Source organism: Frankia umida (assembly GCF_023242945.1).
GTDB lineage: Bacteria > Actinomycetota > Actinomycetes > Frankiales > Frankiaceae > Frankia > Frankia umida.
Map to the genome: position 1 here is coordinate 24,730 of NZ_JALKFT010000034.1, position 18,534 is coordinate 43,263.

An 18,534-nucleotide genomic window follows, 5' to 3' on the forward strand; every position below is an offset into this window, starting at 1 on the left:
ACCTCAGCACCCCCGTCCCCACACCACCGGCCAGGCCTTCACCCGCCGAGACCAGCACCTCTCGTGGGTGCGGGTGGGACTGTCCCAAAGTGGAACAGAGCCTGTGCTGCGTGGTGACCAGCGCCGGGCAGGCCCCGGTGGGAGTGACCGGCCGGGTCGGGTACGGGCCGGGTACGGGCCGGGTCTGCTCGCCCGGGCGGCGTGGCTGGTCTGCGCCCAGCACCTCCCGGTCCGCCGGGCCGGTGCGGTGCTGGGCGCGCTGGTCAGCGCGCAGGTATCGACGGGCTGGGTCGGGTCTGTGCGGGGCCGGGCTGCCCGGCTGCTGGAGGCGATGTTCCTGCCGCGGGTGCGGGTGCGGGTGCTGGTCGCGGCGGCGCCGGTCGCGCATGCGGACGAGACCACCGCCAGCGCCGAGGGAGCCCTGCGCTATCTGCACGTCGCGTGCACCGACTACCTGACCGTGATGCACGTCGGGGACCGCTCGGCGGCCACGATCGACGCCGGTGAGGTCTGGCCGGCGTTCACCGGGGTGCTGGTCCGCGACGGCTACGCCCATCTCACCGGCGCGCTGCACGCCTGGTGCGGCGCTCACCTGCTTCGCGACCTGCGGTCAGTCCACGAGGGCGACCTGGCCGGGCAGGTCCGGGCCGATGCGATGGCCACCACCCTACTGGAAGCCCATCACGCCGCCCGGGCCGCCCGTGAGGCCGGGCAGACCGCGCTGGCCCCCGAGGTACGCGGCCAGGTCCAGAACCACTACCTCGGTGCGCTCGCCCGCGGCGAGACCGACAACCACGGGAAACGTAGTCCGCTGTCCGCCGATGCCCGGGCTCTGATCCGCCGCTTCCGCCGCTACGAGGACATGATCCTGCGGTTCGCGACGGATCTGACCGTCCCGTTCTCGAACAATCTCGCGGAACGTGACGTCCGACCCGTCAAAGTTCAACAGAGAGTATCCGGCGGCTGTTGGCGTACCCTGACCGGCCTCGCTGACTTCGCCATCGTGCAGTCTTACCTGTCGACCGCCACGAAACGGGGCTCGATACCCTCGACGCGCTCACCCGACTGTTCACCACCGGCGCGTGGCTACCCCCGCAGCCCAACCCGGCTGACTACCCCGCACCGCCCAGCCGACCGCGGAGCACCACCACACCTCCGCCGACGGCCACTCCAACCTGCGCAAACACAGGAAGAGAGGCTCTCACCCGAACTGAACAGCTACCTCGTGAGCACTGGCGACCCGTCCGGAGCTATCCCACATTTCCAGGCGGCAATCGACCGAATCGGCACCGAGCTACCCCGCGACCGACTTGGATTCCTTCTCAATCTTGCCATGGCCCACATCCAGGCCGGTGACCCAGACGCCGCTATCAGTATCGCCCGCGAGGCGATCACCTCCACCGCGGTTCCATCGTCGATCATGGCAGGTCGTATCAGCGAGGTGCACCGCGCCATTACCGCCGCCGGTCATCCAGGAGCACCCGATCTTGCCGAACACGCTCGACGCGTCGCCGGGACCGCAGGCCTCTGAGCAGCGCAGACATCAGCCCTAAAGATCACCGCCGATTTTCTATGCTGTTTCCAGAATCTTCGAGGGGTACACCTCCGGTGGCGTATGCCGGTCCCGTGGACGGTCGACACGATGTAGGCGTGCTGTGGCTCGTCATGTTTCTGTCATCCACGAGGTGGACGTTCGTACTGCAGTCGGATGAGGCGGCCATTTCGGAACAGCGAGATCGAGGACAGTAGTTTGGTCTTGATGCCGCGTGCGCGACGCGCCGCTGTGCGCTCGTCGTGAAGAAGCCAGTCTTCGAGTAGCGCCGGTAGCGAGAACTGGAGCTGAAAGAATCGCGAACCGTCGGCGGGCACGATCATCCAGTCTCCGGTGACCTGGCGTCGGGTCACGAACAGGATGTTCACGTTTACCTCGGAGCCATTGCGAGCGACGTAGGTGTCGAGCGCAGAGAGATCGAAGGGCCGCAGAGCCAACACAAAGGGCGCAGACGGGAAAGCGAAGACCAAATTCTCACCGAGCCGTCCGGAAAGCTCGGCCGCGAGAGACTCCAGGCGATCGAGGGGAAGCGTTTGAAACTCCCGCTGCGCTGGGTTCATCTGGTTTGCCCATCTGGCTCGACTCGCGCGTCGCTGGAAGCTGACCGCATCATTGGCATCTACGTCATCGATATCGTCGGATTCCCTGTCGGTCCAGGTGTCGAACGCCAGCCTGAGAGCGGTGCGGACCTGCCCGGTCGGAAACGGTGACACCTGCGCTTCTTCAGCGAGGCGGTAGAGTCCCAGCGCGACCCTGTCTGCGGCGCCCAGCAACCCGGCGAATCCTGGGCTCGAAAGGTCAACAAGGGAGATCTGCTGGGCGAGGGCGAACTGCTGAGCTGGCTTGGTGAACCCGGAAGTGGAGAACAAAACGTACCGGTAGTGGTAGCGCCGCATCGGGATTGCGCGGGTACCCGCTGAGGCTGTCGAGTGGTGCTCGTTAACGTCGTGGATGACTCCATGCGCGTTCCGCACGTCACCGAGACCCGTCTTCGCAGCGCGATATTTCGCTTCGACAAAGACGCGCAGCGGTAGCGAGAAGGGGACGGGCAACGTCAACTCGCCGAGCACGTCGGCTTGGTGATCGGTGCCTCGGCCTCGAACGAGGAGCCCATGCGCGCCCCGTCTGAGCGCCTCAGGGTCCTGTGTCTCAGACACCAGGAGGCGGTACCCACTCTCGTAAAGGAGGCGGGCCAGTACCTCCTCGAGGATGTAGCCTCGCAGCTGCTCCAAGCTAGTCATGCACCATCCCCATGCGCGATCTGCACCGGAACCCGAACCCTTTCGGGCACCTTCTACGACATCCCCCGTCCGTCGTAGACACAGCGTCCCAGATCTCGGCACATGGCACAAAAAATTGACAATCAGGTCTCGAGTCATCTCCCGCGGGAGGTGACTCGCCGAAAGGAGTCGTGCCTTCAGGGAGATTCGCCTACGCGGCGGCCCCCACGCTGCTGTCAGCCGTCAGGTCGCCGACCATGGCTTCGGTCGGCTCGGAGATGGGCGATCAAGGTGCGTGCGGTGATGGCTGGCGGAGCCGGCCGAGGGGTCCAAGGGGAGACCGAAGCGACGCGACCGGCCTGCGCGTAGACAGGATGGCAGCACACTCAGGTGGAGCCGTTTGAGTAGCGTCACACAGCGTTGCTGGCCGTTGCCTTAGGGTAGGCGACTGGCGCGGCGGCATCTCGCTGTAGGCACATGGTCCGGTACCTTTGTCCGTACGGTTTCCCGCGCGTTTTTCATCCCGGCCGTCCCTGGCAATGCTCCGTTTCCAGCCGCCCCCCGTCAAACCGTGCATGCGGTTCTCCCGCACACGGCTTACCGACGCCGTTCACCGCCGGCATTCGATTTCTCCCGCCAGGTCTTCCCAGCCCTGGGCGAAACAGTGATCCCATACAGGCCGATCAGGCCGAGGTCAACCGGCCGCGAGCGCGACAGCACCCACCAGCCGAACCCCATGCTGCGTTTATGACGGGCCCGTACGAACCGGGCCAGTCGCTCCTGCGCGAACCTCCTGATCGCGCCGAGGCGCCGGGCAGAATGCCCGAAGCGGAAGTAGCCAGCCCAACCACGCAGGAACGCGTTGAGCCGTTCCACGATCACCTGCGGCGGTAACAACAGCCGCGACCGGTCGGTAATCTCCCGAATCTGGTCACGGGCATGTCGCATCGCCTTGTCCGAAGGCCAGCGAGCGAGGAATGTCACCTTTCGCCTGCCGCGGTCTCCTCGGGACCGCACGAGCCGGTGGTGGAAGCCCAGAAAATCAAAGCCCCCTCCACCGGGCTGGAGGCAGACGATACGGGTCTTGGCTGCCTTGGGCTCCAAGCCCAAGTCAGCCAGCAACCGGGTCAGGCATTCCAGCGCCCGCTCCGCCTGGCTTTGCGACCAGCACATCACGACCAGGTCATCGGCAAAACGTACCAGCGTCCCGTCACCCTCATCCCACGACCGATCCAGCCGGTGTAGGTAGACATTGCAGAGCAACGGGGACAAAGGACCCCCTTGCGGGACCCCGCTGACCTCCCGCCGGACCTCGCCGTCCCGCATCACGCCGGCACGCAGGATCTCGCGCACCAGCCTGAGCAGTCCCCGGTCACAGACCCGTTCCTCGACCGCTCTCATCAACCCGTCAAACGGGATCGCCGTAAAGCAGTCGGCGATATCCGTCTCCACCACCCACCGCTTGCCCCGCGCGGCCTCATCCACGAGGACCCGCAGGGCGTCGTGCGCCGAACGCCGTGGGCGGAACCCGAACGAACATTCGGCCATGTCAGCCTCGAAGACCGGCTCGAGCACGATCCTCGTAGCTGTCTGCACGATGCGGTCACGAACAGCGGGAATCGACAACGGCCTGAGCTCGCCCTTCACCCCAGGTTTCTGGATCAGGACCCGCCGCAGCGGTAGTGACCGATACGTTCTTTCCCGCAGCTCGGCGGCCAGCTCGTCCAGGAGCAGGGAAACTCCGTACTCCTCGGCCTGAGCCACCGTGGTGTGGTCAACGCCAGATGCCCCCCTGTTGGCGCGCACCTGAACCCACGCGCGCTCCAAGACGTCCCTACGGTGGACTTTGTCCGAGAGCGCATGGAACCTCCGTCCGGGATCGGCCTTGGCCGTCCGGTAGAGCGTGTGCTGCAAGGCTCGGACCGAATCCGCACGGGATCCTCCAGCGGTGGGACCAGCAACCATGGCACTCACCGGGCCCCTCCTTTCAACTCCACGCATCGACGAAGCAGCGGCCCTTCCCTCACCGCCGGTTATGTTGTCCGGTCAGCTCGATCGGTAATATGGCCGCCTCCGACGCCCACCCGGCCCGTAACCCACTTCCCGGGATCACCGGTTATAGGGCACAGCTCTCCGGCAGGTTTCCGCAGCCTGCCGGGCCAGGGAGGGCCTCCCCAGTTCCCGCCGCCACTGTCAGTACGTTCCGCACCCCTATACGCCGGGGAGTTCCTCACGGCTGCAATTCCAGGTTCTTCGCCGCTTCCATGGCCTTCGCCTCGATCCCGAGAGGCTCGGCACTCCCTTGTCCCGTTCACAGAACGGGCTGAGTAACGACGCCGCAGGCTTCGCGTGATGCTACGGACCGCACTGTCGCTCCCCCTTACAGGGCCTTTGACGCTGGGCTTCGACCCCACCCGTTTCCAGACGAAGCCGCCAGCCTGCTACCGGGCCTCCTGGCAGCTACCCGGACCGGACTTCCACCGGCAAGCGACGACGAGCTTACGAAAGGTAGATCAGCCGTTTACACGGCGTCACCTCCAGTCTGCTGGGCGCACGGGAAAGGCTCAATGTGAGTATGAGAGGCGGCTTCGATGCTGAGCTTTCGATCACGCCGCTCATCCTCTTTGCCGCCAACCTCCCGGATCCGTCCGGGTCAATCTTCCGCGTTCAGTGGTCGCGGATCAGACGATCCATGAGGTCGGCGGTTGTCGAGGTGCCGGCTCTGCGTAGTGCCGTGATCGTCGACGTGTCTGTGGCGCCGGCCAGGGACGCGACCGCTGTTCGGTGCGCGGCGAGCATCTACGGTTCGTGCTCGGCGACGAGCCGGCCGAGGGGTCCAAGGGGAGACCGAAGCGACGCGACCGGCCTGCGCGTCGGCAGGATGGCAGTATACTCAGGTACTGAACCCCACGCCCCGAAGAGGATGCCGTGACCTACCACCTCGAGATCGTCAACGAGGTCCGGGAGTGGCTGCATGACCTACGCCGAACGGACCGGAACACTGCGATCCTCGTCGGCCAGGCCGTGACCGCTCTTCTCGACGAGGGTCCGAGCCTGGGGCGGCCGTTTGTCGACCGGATCAAGGGCTCACGCCTGCACAACCTCAAGGAGCTCAGGCCCGCCTCGAGTGGCGCCAGCGAGGTCCGGATCCTGTTCGTCTTCGATCCCGAGCGCCGCGCGGTCCTGCTCGTCGCCGGAGACAAGGCCGGGCAGTGGTCGGCCTGGTATGACAGGGCGATCCCGCTGGCCGAAGCCCGCTACGCCCTCCATCTCAAGGAGCGTGACGCATGAGCACCACCCACGGGTATGACAGAGACGGCTTCCTGAAAGAGTTCTTCCCCGAGGAAGGCGACCGCCGCGAGGTCGAGGCGGGAGCGGGGCGGCTCGTGGCGGAGAACCGCGCCCATCGGCTCGCCGAGATGCGCCGGCGTCTGGGTCTCACCCAGGCCGACGTCGCCGATCGCATGCACGTTCGGCAGGAACGTGTCTCCGCCATCGAGCGGGCCAACGTCGATGCCAGCGAACTACGCACCCTTGCCGCCTACGTCAAAGCGCTCGGGGGACGCCTGGAGATCATTGCGGACTTCGGCGGCGAACGGCTCGTCATTGGCTGAAAGCAGCCAACCCGACCGGCCCCCACGCACGATCACGGTGGGCGGGCGCGCCGTCCCTCTGGAACCGCCAGACACATGGAACATATGTTCGATTCTTTAGATGATGTTTTGGCGCCCGCGGTCATCGAGCATCGCCCCCGGTCAGGGTGCGTACGGCGACCGGACGGACGGTGACTTCAGGGCCGATGACCAGGATTGATCGGTTCGTACACCGGTGCACCCATTTTCTGATCACGCTTGGGGCCTGGGTGAATGCGGTTTTTGATCTATTGGATTAAGATCCAGCGCCGTGTAACGGTGCTGGTCAGGGCCTCGACGGCTGGTTCGAGCCCCGGCCGGATGACCGTGTTGCAGCCATGCGAACCGCCTCCGCCTGACCGAAGTGCTGGGGCCGGCGGGCCGTGGACAGCGACGGCGTGGATGTCTTCCGCCTTCGCTGACGCCCAAGGATGATCCGCTGCCCGGACGGCCCAGCGGCGGGCGAAAACTGGGTGCGCGGGCATGGACCATGTGACGCGCGGGCGTGGCCGGCTACCTGCTCAGGGGCCTCTGGTCGCCACTGTCCGGCTGGCCCAGGCCGGCGTGGTCTTTCCAGTTTGACTCGGCGGCCGCGGCCCGCCTCACCACCGTTCTGGACCGCGCAACGGCCTTTCCCGTCGTACCCCCACCGATGCGGCCATGGCTCTGTCGCTGACACGGCTCCGCCGGTCACGGCACCGCCTCCCGCCAGCTGGTCAGCCGTCAGGCCCACGGTCGCGGGTCTGACCCCACGGGAGATCGACATCCTACGGACGCTGCCCAGCCAGCTGGTCAGGCTCGTGGGGCCGCGTGCAGGCGGGAGACCTCGCGGTGGTTGGGAAAAGCAGGTGCGGCTGGGTGTGGCTTTGCGGAAGGATCACACTCGTGATCAGAGAGCCGCGAGAGTCAGCGCCGGTACGGAAGTTCGGGCATCCGCTTGCCGTGGCGGATCTGATCCAGGCGGAGTTCGACGGTGTGGCGCTGCCGTTCCGGTTCTTCTGGGGTCACCGGCCGACGGCCGGTGGCGGGGTCGGGGCGAGTTGTCTGAGCCAGTGGTTTGCCTCGGCGTTCACCGTCGACGGGCAGCGGTACGCCACGGCAGAGCACTTCATGATGGCGGGCAAGGCGAGGCTGTTCGGCGACGACGAAACCGCGGAGGCGATCCTCGCCGCGCCGGACCCGGCCCGAGCGAAGGCACTTGGCCGCCGCGTCCGCGGCTTCGATGAGGCGACCTGGGAACGGCACCGCTACGGGATCGTCGCGGCGGGCAACCTCGCGAAGTTCTCGCAGGATGACCGGCTCCGCGGCTTTCTTCGGGGCACCGGTGACGATGTTCTGGTGGAGGCCAGCCCGCTGGACGCGGTCTGGGGAATCGGCCTGACGGCGACGGATCCACGCGCCGGGTCTCCGGTCGCCTGGCCCGGTCTGAACCTTCTCGGCTTCGCGCTCATGGACGTGCGTGCGGCGCTGCGATCCTGACGGTGCATAGCATCGAGGCCGGTTAGTGGCCCGGCAGCGTTCGTGCTCCGCCGGCCGGCGTCGCCGCCAAGGCAGGCTCCGGCGGGAGCGCCGGACCTGGTCGTGATCGGGTAACTGCGCGGTGGCAGTTGCGAGGCCCCTCGCGGTGAACGGACGGATGTCTCGACCGACGGTGATGATCGCCGCGATGCCTATGCGACGACACACGCGGGTTGACCGGATCAAGGGTTCACGACTCCATAACCTCAAGGAGCTCAGGCCCGCCTCGAGCGGAGCGAGCGAGGTCCGCATTCTGTTCGTCTTCGACCCCGAGCGCCGCGCGGTCCTGCTCATTGCCGGAGACGTTGCCGGAGACAAGGCCTCAACCGGGACAGGGGGACAACAATCGTCCTGTGAGCGCAGAGCGGATAGCGGACGTCCGGCTTGAGCGCGTCGCTGTCGAGGAGACGTTCGGTCTGCGGCAGCGGGTGCTGCGGCCGAGTCTGACCGTGGGCGAGGTGGAGACGCCTGGGGATCGGAATGCGGACACGGCGCATGTGATCGTCAGGCTGCTCGGTGGCGAGGTCGTCGGGACCGGCACGGTGATCAGGCAGGAGTCGCCCTGGGGTGAGGCTGGGTGGCGGCTGCGTTGGATGGCCGTCGACGTCGACCACCGGCGCCGCGGAGTCGGCGCACACCTGCTCGCCGCGCTTATCGAGTACGCGGGTGCCCGGGGCGGGGGGATCCTGTGGTGCAACGCCCGGCTTCTGGCCGTCCCCTTCTACGAGCGGGCGGGCTTCGTGGTCCGAGGACAGCCATGGGACGATCGGGAAGCTGGCTCAACCGTCGCCATGCGGCGCGAAGCAAGCCACTCGACGGGCCAGGCCAGGATCGTGGCAAGAGAGCAGCTTGGATTCAGGTCGTAGCCAACCCGTAGGCCTGCTCCACCACCCACCGTTTCGGTTCCGGGGCGAACCCTCGGGCCTCGGGCCTCGGGCTCACGGTGAACCACCTCGACCTCGATCCCCACAGCGGCGCCGTGGTCGACCACCGTGTTCTTGAACCCCGCGTCCACCCATGCCTTACGCACCCCCGGTCCCTGCGCGGCGACCCGGTCGAGCAGAGCGAGAATGTCCACCGCCAGCCCTCGTGTACGTCCCGGGCTCTTCTTCCCCGGGTCCAGTCCCGTGGTGTCCCTCGGGGCGTTGGTGCAAGCCCGGACGGTCTGGGAGTCCAACACGACCGCGCTCGGGTCGGCGCGGCGTCTGCGCCGCTCGCGGGCCGGCCAGCGCAGCAGGTCATGGACGGTCCTGGTGGTGCCGTCGTCGCGCCAGGTCCCGAAGTAGTAGTAGACCGCGCCGGGCGGAGGCAGGTCGTGGGGCGGATAGCGCCACTGGCAGCCGGTCCGGGCCTGGCAAAGGATCGTGTTGACGATCTCACGGAGGTCGTAACGGCCGGTATGGCCGCTGACCGAAGGGCGCCGGGCCTTCCAGGAGTCCAGGACCGGGCCAGGACCAGGACCAGGACCAGAAAGAGCATCAGCACACAGCACGCGCCAAAGCCTCAACCGCTCACATAACACTCTCTCAGGCCCTCTCGACCGTGCTCACGCGGCCCGCCGCGAACGGTTCGCCCGCCGGCAAGGCGGACACCGGGATGGAGGCGACACCGAGTCCGATTCTCACCTTCACTCATAACGGGTTTCCTTGGATGATCGCGACGATCGGTCCTACCGCGGGCCCGGATCCGAGCCCGGCGGCCAAGGGTGTTCCGGCCGGTCGCACGGCGGGAAGAATGTCCCATCATGCGATGTCAGGGTGCGACGATGACGCCGTGCGGCTACTGTGCGCGGAGTTGGACAGCAGCGGTGTCGGACACCGCACGCGGCGGCAGGGGCCGCCGTTTCCGGTCGGGGGGAGATCGATGAAGCGGTTCGACGGGCTGCGCCGGATCGAGCGGCTCGACCCGGCATCGGACTTTCACGAGATCTACCGGATCAGCTCGACCTGCGAGTTCCCATGGGACTACTTCAACGCGATGTCCTTCGCGCTTTTCCGCACCTTCGCCGTCCCGTCGGTCGGCCGGCTGCTGGCCAGCACCGGAGAGTTCACGACACGGTCCCAGAAACGCTTCGAGGACACCGTCCTCATTCTCGACGCGGTGCTCGAGCACGGGTTCGCCAGCGTCGAGGGGCGGGCAGCGATTCGCCGGATGAACCAGATGCACCATGCCTATCCGATCACCAACGCGGACTACGTATACGTGCTGTCCACGTTCGTCGTCCAGCCGATCCGCTGGATCGACCGGTTCGGCTGGCGGCGACTGAGCGAGACGGAGAAAGCCGCCGGCGCCGAGTACTACCGGGAACTGGGCAGGCACCTGGGCGTCACGGACATGCCCCGCACCCACCAGGAATTCGCCGCCCACCTCGACAGCTACGAGGTGCAACGGTTCGCGCACCACCCGGGAGGGCGGGCCGTCGGCGACGCCGCGCTCGATCTGTTCACGACCTTCCCCCTCACGCGTCGCCTGCCTGCCGCCCTGGTCAGGCGCCTCGCGCTGGGACTGATGGACGACCCGCTGCGCGCGGCGCTCGGCTACCCGCGCTTTTCCCGCGCCGAGCAGAGCCTGTGCGCGGGAGCCGTGCGGCTGCGCGGGCGGGTCGTGCGGCTGCTCCCACCGCGCACCGAGTCGCTGTACGCCCGGCAGCGCCCCGAGCTCCGCGGCTACCCCCAGGGGTACGACGTCTCCCGGCTCGGCACCTTCCCCACGGGCTCGGCGCGCTCCCCTGGCGAAGACGGTGATTTCGGCGACGCCCTGGTCTGAGAGAGTGTGATGTGAGCCGTCGAGGCTTTGGCGCGGGCTGTGTCGGGTTGCGGTTCCACTTCGTCGACCGCTACGCCGACGCGGCCATCCGCTGTGTGAGCAACCTCCCCGGTGTCGTCGTCGCCAGCTTCGTCGGGGAGTGTGACCACGCTCCGACGACCGCCGCTCGCTGTGCCCAGCCGACCCGACCGCGCTCCCACGGAAGGTAATGTTAAGCTCGCTACACGTAACAGTGCTGTGGTGGGGTCCGGTTCAGCTCGCGGTCATTTCGACCCCTTGACGTCACCATGGGTAGGTGATCACATGTCGACTCAATCCCAGGGGTTCGCGGGTCGAGACCCGTCGGCCGCGCCCGACGCGGCGCAGTTGTGCGAACTTCGACCGGGTGTGTATGCCTGGGTGCAGCCGGACGGGTCCTGGTGGGTGAACAACGCCGGTGCTGTGAGCGGTGACGGGGAAACACTGGTCATCGACACCTGCGCCACCGCGCGGCGCACCCACCGGTTCCTCACCGCGCTGGGTGATGTCACCGGTGGAGCCCCGATCCGGTGGGCGGTCAACACCCACCAGCACGGTGACCACACCTACGGCAACAGCCTTCTGCCCGCGGCGACGGTGTTGATCGGTCATGAGCGGATGCGGGAAGGCCTACGCACCGACCCGATCATCGACGGCTGCCCGGCGTTCTGGTCGCCGATCCCGGACTGGGGGCGCGTCCGGCGGCGCCTGCCCGACGTCACGATCACGGCGGCAGCGACGGTGCACGTCGGTGAACGGCGTGTGGACCTCCTGCACCCCGGCGGTCCGGCCCACACGACCGGAGACCTCGTCGCGTGGCTTCCCGACGATCGCATCCTGTTCGCCGGGGACCTGCTTTTCGCCGGCCTGACTCCGCTGGTGTTCATGGGCTCGGTGACGGGAGCACTCACCGCACTCGACTGGCTGGCAGGGATGGCGCCTGAGGTGATCGTGCCCGGGCATGGCCCGGTGCTGGCCGGCGGAGAGATCGACCGTGTGCTCGACGAGCATCGTCGCTACTTCCAGTTCGTGCTCAGCGAGGCAGACCGCGGGCTCGCCCGTGGTGCGACGCCGTTGGAGATCGCTCGCGACGCGCGGCTCGGCGAGTTCGCAGACTGGGCGGACGCCGAGCGGCTGGTACTCAATCTCCATCGCGTCCACGCCGACCACGCCGGCCACGAACTGGACCTGGTCGCGGCCCTCTGCGACGCGGTGACCTGGCTCGGTCATCCCATGCCCACATCCGTCTGAACGGCGCCGGGGATTCCGCACTCCCTACGCGGTGCCCGTCCCGCACGACGCCCGCACATGTCGCGTACTGCCGCGCGGCATCTTCACTCCCTGGCGCAGCGTGGACGCTGGCGCTATCCGCGGAAGGGCTCCTATCACGCCAAGTGCGGCTGTAGTACTAAAGGACAAGCTCAGAAGAAGCCCTGGTTGGGTGGCGGCGTGCCGTGGAGTGCGTGGCGGCCGACCACGACCGCCTTGAGCGTCTTCGGATTGTGGGCGGCGATCGCGCGGATGTTTCGCCAGTGTCGGTCCAGGTGGGCGCCGCGGCGGACCAGGGAGCCGCCGCCGACGTCGAACAGCTCCGAGGTCGCGCGGTTGGCGAGCTCGTCGATGACGACCTTCGCCTTGGCGTTCAGCAGCGCCGCCCGCAGCGAGAGCTCAGCCTCCTCGGGAGTGCCGTGCGCCGCGTAGGCCTCCTGCAGCGCCGCCCCGGCGGTGAGGACCAGAGCCTCGGCCGCGAACGCCTGGCTGTGCAGCAGCCCGACGCTGTACTGCACGATCGGGTCGTCGGCGGGCGTGTCGGCGTTCGCGTGGTAGAACGCCCGCGTGCGGCGGTGCACCTGCTCGACGGCGTCGCTGGCCACCCGTCGCAGGATGCCGGCGATCATCGCGTTCAGCTGGATGTGGAAGAACGTCGCGGGGTACGGGAGGGCGTCGCCGGCCGATGCGTCCGTGCCGAAGTAGTCCTCGGGGTGGATGGCGACGTCCTCGAAGGTCACCGTGCCGCTGCCGGTGAAGCGCTGACCGAAGCCGTCCCAGTCGTTGGGCCGGTGCACGCCCGGGCGGTCACCAGGGAGGATCAGCTGCGTCTTCTCGCCGTCGACGCCGGTGGCGCTGACCAGCAACCAGTCCATGTACAGGCTGCCGGTGGTGTAATGCTTCGTCCCGTTCAGGCGCTGGCCGTCCGGCGTCCGGGTGATCGTGGTCTCGTACGGGAAGTCGGTCGCGCCGGCCTTCGCGCCGAGCTCGGTTGCCGCTGAGCCGATCAGCTCTCCTCGGGCGACGTGCTCCAGCCATCGCGCGGCACCGGGGCCGGTGCCGCGCAGCAGGTTCTCCACGACACCGAAATGGCTGCGCAGGATGTGCGCGACGTTGGAGTCGGCCGCGCCCAGTTCGATGAACAGCTTGTAGAGCTCGACGAGCGACGCGCCGCCGCCCTGGGCGACGGGCAGCCGGATCGCGCCGAGCCGGGCCCGCCGGACGGCGTCGATCGCCTCGAACGGCAGCTCGTCACGTTCGTCGCGTCCCAGGGCGCCCTGCGCGATGTGTTCGATCAGCTCCCGCAACCGGGGGGAGCCATAGGTGACGGCTGCGGTGGCTTCGGCAAGGTCGGTCATCGGGGCCCCTTCTCGGTGTGGCAACCCAGCTTTGCCTCCCTGCGCGAGCGGGATCAACGCGGTCCGGCTAACGCGATGGGACGCCCCGCGCTTAACTGTCGCGGCCGGACCCGCCCCGGCCGCGCCGCCGCCGACCGCGAAGACCTGCTTCACCGAACCTGTAGCCGTTTCTCCTTCCTCGGGGGGGCGGCTGCCCCGAAGGATGCAGGGGTGGCCGAACGACTCCTGCATCTGAACGTCAACGGCAACGGGCTCGCGAAGCCGCCGAACAGCTGGCGGCGCAGCGATCCGCCGACCTGGTTTCTGGATTTCGCCCGGTGGGAGCAGCTCGGGCGGATCGCCGAGCGCGGCCTGCTCGACGCGGTGTTCCTCGCCGACCATCTGGGAGCCACCGATTTCAGCAGCCCCTGGCATGCCTTCGACCCGTTCATGCTCCAGACGGCCGTGGCCCGCGCGACCCGCCACATCGGCCTGGTCGCGACGCTGTCGGCGACCTTCTACCAGCCATGGGACGTCGCCCGCCGCGCCGCGACACTCGACCTCGCCTCCGGCGGTCGGGCGGCGGTCAACATCGTCACCTCGGGTGAGGACGCGGCGGCGGCGCTGTACGGCCGGGGCGTGCTGCCCGAGCGAGACGTCCGCTACGCCCGCGCCGAGGAGGTGCTGATCGCCGTCAAGCGGCTGTGGAACTCGTGGGACCCGGCGGCCCTCGTCGCCGACGCCGAGACCGGTGAGCTGGTGCACGAGCACCTGGTGTCGACAGTGGACTACGACGGCGCGCACGTCGGCTTCACCGGGCGTTTTCAGTTCCCACGCTCCGCCCAGGGGCAGCCGGTGATCGTTCAGGCCGGCGCCTCACCGCGGGGCATCGACCTGGCCGCCCAGCATGCCGACGCGGTGTTCTGCGCGGCCAACACCATCCCGACCGCGCAGGAGTTCTACCGCACGCTGAAGGCACGCGCCGCCACCCACGGCCGTAATCCGGACGAGCTGCTGATCCTGCCCGGCCTGAACATCACGCTCGGCGGCACCGAGGCCGAGGCGAAGGCACGCCGCGCCGACCTGGACGGTCCGGCCACCGTCGACGCCGCCAGTCTGAGCGCGTTGTCGACACAGCTCGGCATCCCGGTGGATCTGCTGGCCGTGGACAGGACACTGCCCTGGGATGTCGTCGACTCCCCCGAGTGGCGGCCGCGCAGCGTGGGCGCCGCGACCGCGGTGCTGTCGGTGGCGCGCCGGGAGGGCCTCACCGTCCGCCAGCTGCTGGAACGGCGCGTGCACGCGCAGAACGCCCTGGTCGGGACGCCGGAGCAGGTCGCCGACGAGATCGAGGTGTGGTTCACCCAGCGAGCCGCCGACGGCTTCAACATCAATTTCGACGTCTTCCCGTCCGGTCTGGAGCAGGTGGCCGACCAGCTGATCCCGCAGCTGCAGCGACGGGGGATCTTCCGCCGCGAGTACACCTCCACCACCCTGCGCGGCCACTACGGCCTCCCGCCGCTCGCACCCGATGCCTCTCCCGCCGCCACCGCGGCGGTCACGCCCCTCGCCTGATCAGGAGACCACCGACCGTGAGCACCCGCCAGCTGCATCTGAACGTCAACGCGAACGCGCTGGGGCGCGCGCCGGGTGGGTGGCGCCTGCGCGACGACCCGCTCGGCTTCGTCGACATCGCCGAATGGGAGAAGCTCGGTCGGACCGCCGAGCGGGGCCTGCTCGACGCGGTGTTCCTCGCCGAAACACACGGTTTCGCCCAGCAGGACTTCACCCGGCCGTGGAACGCGCTCGATCCCTTCGTCGTGCTGACCGCGATCGCGCGCGCGACCACGCATGTCGGGCTGGTGGCGACGGTGTCGTCCACCTACCGGCACCCCTACCACATCGCCCGCCTCGCCTCCTCCCTCGACCTGGTCTCCGGTGGCCGGGCCGCCATCAACGTCGTCACCACACAGTCGACGCGGGCCGGCGCCCAGTTCGGGCTGGACGCCCACCCCGACCGCGACGCCCGCTACGGCCGGGCCGACGAGGCGATCTCGGTGATCAAAGCGCTGTGGCAGTCGTGGGACCCGGACGCCCTCGTCGGCGACCAGGACTCCGGCGAGCTGACCGACCTGGCCAGGGTCCGGGAGGTCGAGCACACCGGCGAACATCTGCGGCTGCGGACCTGGTACCAGGTACCGCGCTCGCCGCAGGGCCACCCCGTCGTGCTGCAGGCCGGGGCGTCGCCGCAGGGCATCGACCTGGCCGCGAAGTACGCCGACGCGGTGTTCTGCGCCGAACACAGCCTCCAGCAGGGCCGGGACTTCGCACGCAGGGTCAGGTCCCGGGCGCGTGATGTCTATGGCCGCGACCCGGACGAGGTTCTCATCCTGCCAGGGCTGTGGCCGGTGCTGGGCAGCACCGAGGCCGAGGCGCGCGAGCGCCGCGACCTGCTGGCCAGCCTGTCCACCGACGACACCGACGCGCTGGCCTCACTCGCCGCCCAGCTCGGCCTGCCGGTGGACAGCCTGCGACCGGACCGGCAGCCGCCGTGGGATCTGATCGACTCACCGGGCTGGAAGCCGTCCAGCCACGGCTTCGCCACCTCCGTGCTCCAGACCGCCCGCAACGAGAACCTGACGGTCCGCGACCTCCTCGAGCGGCACATCGCCGGCGGCGGGCACCGCATGGTGGTCGGCACCCCGGAACAGGTCGCCGACGAGATCGAGGCGTTCTTCACCGCGGGCGCCGCCGACGGCTTCAACCTCAACCACGACTTCTACCCCGACGGTCTCGATCTCATCGTCGACCAGCTGGTACCGGAGCTGCAGCGCCGCGGCATCTTCCGCAGGGAGTACGAGTCCACGACGCTGCGCGGACACCTCGGCCTGCGCATCCCGGCATCGTCCTCCCCCGCAACGGCGGCGCCGGAGCTGGCCCCGGCCCCGGCGCCGCCGCGCCGAGTCAGGACACGGCGCCCGTGAGCGGGGGTGCCTCCACCCCGATCGCGGCCGGGCGCAGGGCCCGCTCTCCCCGGACCCGCTCGGCGATCCCCGTCAGTCGCTCGGCCTGCTCCGGCGCGAGGGTGACGCCCAGTGCCCCGACGTTCTCGCGCAGGTACGCGCCGTGGCGGGTGCCGGGGATCGGGACGACGTCCTCGCCGCGCGAGAGCACCCAGGCGAGTGCCACCTGGCTGGGCAGGGCGCCGACCTCGGCGGCGATCGCCGCGACCTCGTCGGCGAGCGCCCGGTTGGCGTCGAAGACCTCCGCCGCGAACCGGGGATGCGCCAGCCGATGCCCCTGCAGGTCCTCGCGGCTGCGCACCCGTCCGGTCAGCCATCCCCGCCCGAGCGGCGAGTAGGGGACGATGCCGATGCCCAGCTCCCGGGCGATCGGCAGCGTCCCGTCCTCGATGTCCCGACTGAAGATCGACCACTCGTTCTGGATCGCGGTGACCGGATGGGTGGCATGCGCGCGGCGCAGGGTCCGCGGCCCCGGCTCGGACAGGCCGATGTAACGGATCTTGCCTGCCTCCACGATCTCCCCCAGCGCGCCGACGGTCTCCTCGATGGGGACCGTCGGGTCGACGCGATGTTGGTAGTAGAGGTCTATGTGGTCGATGCCGAGGCGCCGCAGCGAGCCTTCCACCGCCGCGCGGACGTACTCCGGGCGTCCGTCCACCCCGCGGGCGTCCGGGTTGGTGTCGCGGTCGCGTGCGTTACCGAACTTCGTGGCGATCACCAGATCGTCCCGGCGCCCGGCGATGGCACGGCCGAGCAGCGTCTCGCTGACGTCCGGGCCGTAGACGTCGGCGGTGTCGAAGAAGGTGATGCCGGCCTCGATCGCCTCGTCGAGCAGCGCCGTCGCGAGCCTCTGCTCGTCGGCGGCGGCGGACCGCACGAAGCTCATGAAGCCCAGGCCGAGCGCGGAGACCTCCGGGCCGTGGGCGCCGAGCCTGCGTCGAGCAATGGTGCCTGTCACCGTCGTTGTCTCCCTCGGTCGCACGGATCCGCTGTAGGCGGCTCATCAGGTCATGCGAAAGCCCGGCCGGGCCTGCCGCGAGCGCAGGGCCCGGCCGGGCGGTGGCCAGCAGCGGATCAGCTGGCCGGGCCGGTCGTGACGCTGTCCAGGACCGTCGTGTAGTTGAACCCGAGCTTCGGCGCGACATCGGTCTTGAGCCCGCCGTACTCGAACGCGGCGTCCACGGTCACCTGCTGGATCCGCAGGAACTTCGGATCGCCGATCCGGTAGAAGGTCGAGTGCCTGGCGTTCTCCCAGTTCACCTGGGCCACGTCGGGCTTCTGGCCCACCTGGTCCACCAGAACCTTCACGTACTCCGCCTCGTGGGTCGGGATCCACTTCTCGTAGAAGGTCCGTAGCCGCCCGTAGAAATCCTTGATCGCGGCAAGCTTGGCCGGGTTCTTCAGGACGTCGGTCCGGGCGATCCAGCCGCTGCCGCCGATGAGGCCGAGCGAGGCCATGTCGGCGATCTCGACCGCGTCCTTGGAATCGACCAGCTTCTTCACGAGGCTGTAGCTGGTGACGACGGCGTCCAGACTGCCGGCGAGAAAGGCGTTGGCCGCGGCCTGGTTGCTCGGGAACTGCACGCCGCGCACATCCTTGAGGCCAAGACCGCTCTTCTGCAGCGCGATGACGTACTCGGCGTAGATGTTGCCGCCGTAGTTGAAGCCGATCTTCTTGCCCCGCAGGTCGGCCAGCGATCTGATGCCGGAGCTCCTGCTCGCGTACACGGCCGACAGGTAGGGCGCGTCGGGCGTCCACGTCACGGCGAAGCCCTGGATGGGCGCGGCGTTCTCGGCCCAGGGGGTGGCGGCGTTGGCGGCTTCGAACGCGGCGGTGTTCTCGCCGGTCTGGCCGACGTCGATCTGCTTGCCGTAGAGCGCGGCGAGCTGGTTCGCCGGCCCGGCGATGATCGGGATCTGGAACTTGTACGGCGTGTCCTCGAACAGGCCGGACGCCTTGAGCAGCGCGGGGAAGTCAGCGGTCTGATAGCCGATCTTGAGGCTGACACCGGAGAGGTCGACGGAGGACCCACTCGTCGCACCGCCCGCGGCCGGCGAAGCCCCGCTCCCGGTGGAGGACCCGCCATCGCTCCCGCAGGCGGCGACCACCGCAGCCAGGGCGATGGTCGCGGTGGCGGCGGACGCGCGTTGGAGGAGACGCCAGGGCTTCTTTCTGGTGAACATGAAAGGCGGTCTTTC

Annotated in this window: 15 protein-coding genes and 2 pseudogenes; 10 read left to right on the top strand and 7 right to left on the bottom strand. The window is 68.6% G+C overall.

All coding sequences use genetic code 11. The features are described from left to right. Nucleotides 1-17: 17 nt before the first annotated feature. A pseudogene (gene tnpC / locus MXD59_RS22205) lies at nucleotides 18-1,107 on the top strand (IS66 family transposase); the annotation flags it as partial. A 567-nt stretch (nucleotides 1,108-1,674) separates the two neighbouring features. On the opposite strand, the gene MXD59_RS22210 reads toward tnpC, so the two are convergent. From MXD59_RS22210 to MXD59_RS26695, 3 genes are all read right to left on the bottom strand, one after another. Then, nucleotides 1,675-2,931, bottom strand: a complete 1,257-nt coding sequence (locus tag MXD59_RS22210; RefSeq protein ID WP_308301761.1) for a restriction endonuclease — start codon at nucleotides 2,929-2,931, stop codon at nucleotides 1,675-1,677. Nucleotides 2,932-3,369: 438 nt separating this feature from the next. Next, on the bottom strand, nucleotides 3,370-4,773 hold the full coding sequence (gene ltrA, locus MXD59_RS22215; RefSeq protein ID WP_248826549.1) for a group II intron reverse transcriptase/maturase: 1,404 nt from the start codon (nucleotides 4,771-4,773) through the stop codon (nucleotides 3,370-3,372). A 666-nt stretch (nucleotides 4,774-5,439) separates the two neighbouring features. Further along, a complete protein-coding gene (locus MXD59_RS26695; RefSeq protein ID WP_283097314.1) occupies nucleotides 5,440-5,571 on the bottom strand; it encodes a hypothetical protein in 132 nt (43 codons plus the stop codon). A gap of 129 nt (nucleotides 5,572-5,700) precedes the next feature. Between MXD59_RS26695 and MXD59_RS22220 the strand changes: the two genes are divergently transcribed. The 5 genes from MXD59_RS22220 to MXD59_RS22240 all read left to right on the top strand — a co-directional run bounded on the left by MXD59_RS22220 (nucleotide 5,701) and on the right by MXD59_RS22240 (nucleotide 8,788). Then, nucleotides 5,701-6,063, top strand: coding sequence for a type II toxin-antitoxin system RelE/ParE family toxin (locus MXD59_RS22220; RefSeq protein ID WP_248826550.1), 363 nt, complete (start codon nucleotides 5,701-5,703; stop codon nucleotides 6,061-6,063). After that, complete coding sequence (locus MXD59_RS22225) at nucleotides 6,060-6,386, top strand: helix-turn-helix domain-containing protein (RefSeq protein ID WP_248826551.1); 327 nt, start codon at nucleotides 6,060-6,062, stop codon at nucleotides 6,384-6,386. Before MXD59_RS22220 ends, MXD59_RS22225 begins: the two co-directional genes overlap by 4 nt. A 903-nt stretch (nucleotides 6,387-7,289) precedes the next feature. Beyond that, a complete protein-coding gene (gene ybiA, locus MXD59_RS22230) occupies nucleotides 7,290-7,883 on the top strand; it encodes a riboflavin biosynthesis intermediates N-glycosidase (RefSeq protein ID WP_248826552.1) in 594 nt (197 codons plus the stop codon). A gap of 193 nt (nucleotides 7,884-8,076) precedes the next feature. Continuing rightward, entirely contained in the window at nucleotides 8,077-8,310 is a 234-nt protein-coding gene (locus MXD59_RS27820; protein ID WP_308301765.1) for a type II toxin-antitoxin system RelE/ParE family toxin, read from the top strand. Further along, the gene (locus MXD59_RS22240; RefSeq protein WP_248826553.1) at nucleotides 8,276-8,788 is read left to right on the top strand and encodes a GNAT family N-acetyltransferase; all 513 of its coding nucleotides are present in this window, start codon (nucleotides 8,276-8,278) and stop codon (nucleotides 8,786-8,788) included. The genes MXD59_RS27820 and MXD59_RS22240 overlap by 35 nt, the downstream gene beginning before the upstream one ends. Nucleotides 8,789-9,222: 434 nt before the next feature. Here MXD59_RS22240 and MXD59_RS27825 read toward each other — a convergent pair. After that, nucleotides 9,223-9,444: pseudogene (locus tag MXD59_RS27825) on the bottom strand (transposase); the annotation flags it as partial. Nucleotides 9,445-9,785: 341 nt separating this feature from the next. Between MXD59_RS27825 and MXD59_RS22250 the strand changes: the two are divergent. Together MXD59_RS22250 and MXD59_RS22255 are read left to right on the top strand one after the other, a co-directional pair. Further along, a complete protein-coding gene (locus tag MXD59_RS22250; RefSeq protein WP_248826554.1) occupies nucleotides 9,786-10,688 on the top strand; it encodes an oxygenase MpaB family protein in 903 nt (300 codons plus the stop codon). A 303-nt stretch (nucleotides 10,689-10,991) separates the two neighbouring features. Then, on the top strand, nucleotides 10,992-11,957 hold the full coding sequence (locus MXD59_RS22255; RefSeq protein ID WP_248826555.1) for an MBL fold metallo-hydrolase: 966 nt from the start codon (nucleotides 10,992-10,994) through the stop codon (nucleotides 11,955-11,957). A 170-nt stretch (nucleotides 11,958-12,127) separates the two neighbouring features. Here the strand turns inward: MXD59_RS22255 and MXD59_RS22260 are convergent, their stop codons facing one another. Next, nucleotides 12,128-13,333 (bottom strand): acyl-CoA dehydrogenase family protein, encoded by a 1,206-nt coding sequence (locus MXD59_RS22260; RefSeq protein WP_248826556.1) that lies wholly within the window; start codon nucleotides 13,331-13,333, stop codon nucleotides 12,128-12,130. A gap of 210 nt (nucleotides 13,334-13,543) precedes the next feature. Between MXD59_RS22260 and MXD59_RS22265 the strand changes: the two genes are divergently transcribed. After that, on the top strand, nucleotides 13,544-14,887 hold the full coding sequence (locus MXD59_RS22265; protein WP_248826557.1) for an NtaA/DmoA family FMN-dependent monooxygenase: 1,344 nt from the start codon (nucleotides 13,544-13,546) through the stop codon (nucleotides 14,885-14,887). Nucleotides 14,888-14,904: 17 nt separating this feature from the next. Continuing rightward, entirely contained in the window at nucleotides 14,905-16,296 is a 1,392-nt protein-coding gene (locus MXD59_RS22270; protein ID WP_308301762.1) for an NtaA/DmoA family FMN-dependent monooxygenase, read from the top strand. On the opposite strand, the gene MXD59_RS22275 is transcribed toward MXD59_RS22270, so the two are convergent. Together MXD59_RS22275 and MXD59_RS22280 are read right to left on the bottom strand one after the other, a co-directional pair. Continuing rightward, a complete protein-coding gene (locus tag MXD59_RS22275; RefSeq protein ID WP_308301763.1) occupies nucleotides 16,277-17,293 on the bottom strand; it encodes an aldo/keto reductase in 1,017 nt (338 codons plus the stop codon). The genes MXD59_RS22270 and MXD59_RS22275 overlap by 20 nt on opposite strands. Before the next feature lie 116 nt (nucleotides 17,294-17,409). Beyond that, nucleotides 17,410-18,519 carry an ABC transporter substrate-binding protein gene (locus tag MXD59_RS22280; protein WP_248826558.1) on the bottom strand — a complete coding sequence of 370 codons (1,110 nt, stop codon included), beginning with the start codon at nucleotides 18,517-18,519 and terminating at the stop codon, nucleotides 17,410-17,412. Nucleotides 18,520-18,534: the final 15 nt, after the last annotated feature.